This window comes from Streptomyces sp. NPDC057654 (genome assembly GCF_042800135.1).
Lineage (GTDB): Bacteria > Actinomycetota > Actinomycetes > Streptomycetales > Streptomycetaceae > Streptomyces.
Genome location: NZ_JBHVHQ010001269.1, coordinates 1 through 1745 on the forward strand (window position 1 = coordinate 1; position 1745 = coordinate 1745).

Annotated in this window: 1 protein-coding gene and 1 pseudogene; both read left to right on the forward strand. The window is 73.2% G+C overall.

Annotated features, from left to right (window positions below; all coding sequences use genetic code 11):
• Positions 1 to 517: pseudogene (locus ACFU99_RS42730) on the forward strand (hypothetical protein); the annotation flags it as partial.
• A 212-nt stretch (positions 518 to 729) separates the two neighbouring features.
• Positions 730 to 1745: NAD(P)/FAD-dependent oxidoreductase (locus ACFU99_RS42735; protein WP_384403934.1), on the forward strand; the 1016-nt coding region annotated here is incomplete at its 3' end.

A 1745-nucleotide genomic window follows, 5' to 3' on the forward strand; every position in this document is an offset into this window, starting at 1 on the left:
GGAACGTGACGGTGTACCGCACGCTGAGCTTCGCCTAGAACACACCGGCCTCCGGGGCCTCTCGCGCGGGGACCGGGTGCCCGCGACGGCGCTCGGCGCGGACGCGGGGTGCCAGGTGCCGCCCGTGCACGACGCGGAGGTCATAAGGACGGTGCACCGGGTCGGCGACGGCCTGGGCGTCGGCGACAAGGTGATGCTCGCCGGGTTCGAGGCCGGCTGGGTCGAATCCCACATGAACAACCTGGCGTGCGGCGACCGGGACTCCGTCGGCGTCTTCCAGCAGCGGCCGAGCCAGGGCTGGGGCACGCCCGAGCAGTGCATGGACGTGGCGTACGCGGCGAACTCGTTCTTCACCCGGGCCGTCGCCGTCGACCGCGGCCACCCCGCCTGGACCGCGGGCCAGGTCGCGCAGGAGGTCCAGCGGTCCGCGTTCCCCGACCGGTACGACGCGGCGGAGGCCAAGGCCCGCGCGCTGCTCGACGCGGCTGACGAGCCGGGCGACGACTCCGAGGGCTGACCTCCGGTCAGAGCGTCCCCGCCGGCCCGACGCCCCTCTGGTCAGTGTGTCCCGCCAGCCCGGCCGTCCTCTGGGCAGAGCGTCACCCGCCGTGCGCGAAGCTCCCGCACGGCCGTCCGTTTCCCCTGCTCCCCGCGGTCCGCCGAGAGGCGGACCGCCGCGAATGGCCGAACCATGGGTAGGAGCCCGCGAAACCGAGCAGGAGACAGATCATGACGCGACCCAGGATCCTCATCGTCGGTGGCGGCTTCGCCGGAGTCGAGTGCGCCCGCAGGCTGGAGCGCACCCTGGCCCCTGGAGAGGCGGAGATCGCCCTTGTCGCCCCCTTCAGCTATCAGCTCTATCTGCCCCTGTTGCCCCAAGTGGCCTCCGGAGTGCTCACCCCGCAGTCGGTCGCGGTCTCCCTGCGGCGCGGGCTGCGGCGCACCCGGATCATCCCCGGCGGCGCGATCGGCGTGGACGGCTCGGCCAAGGTCTGCGTGATCCGGAAGATCACCGACGAGGTCGTCGACGAGTCCTACGACTACATCGTGCTCGCCCCCGGCTCCGTCACCCGGACCTTCGACATCCCGGGCCTGACCGAGTACGGGCGCGGCATGAAGACGCTCGCCGAGGCCGCGTACGTACGCGACCACGTCATCGCCCAGCTCGACCTCGCCGACGCGGCCACCGACGAGGCCGAGCGGGTCTCACGGCTCCAGTTCATCGTGGTCGGCGGCGGCTACGCGGGCACCGAGACCGCCGCCTGCCTCCAGCGCGTCACCACCGCGGCGGCCACCCGCTACCCCCGCCTGGACCCGAAGCTCATCAAGTGGCACCTCATCGACGTCGCGCCCAAGCTGATGCCCGAACTCGGCGACAAGCTCGGCGCCGACGCCATGGAGGTGCTCCAGCGCCGCGGCATCGAGATCTCCCTCGGCGTCTCCGTCGCCGAGGCCGGGCCCGAGACGGTCACCCTCACCGACGGCCGCGAACTGCCCTGCCGCACCCTGATCTGGACCGCGGGCGTCGCCGCGAGCCCGCTGGTGGCCACCCTCGACGCGGAGACCGTACGCGGCCGGCTCGCCGTCACCGACCGGATGACGCTGCCCGGCTTCGACGGCGTCTTCGCCCTCGGCGACTGCGCCGCCGTGCCCGACGTCGCCAAGGGCGACGGGGCGATCTGCCCGCCCACGGCGCAGCACGCGCAGCGCCAGGGCAAGGCGGTCGCCGACAACCTCACCGCCAC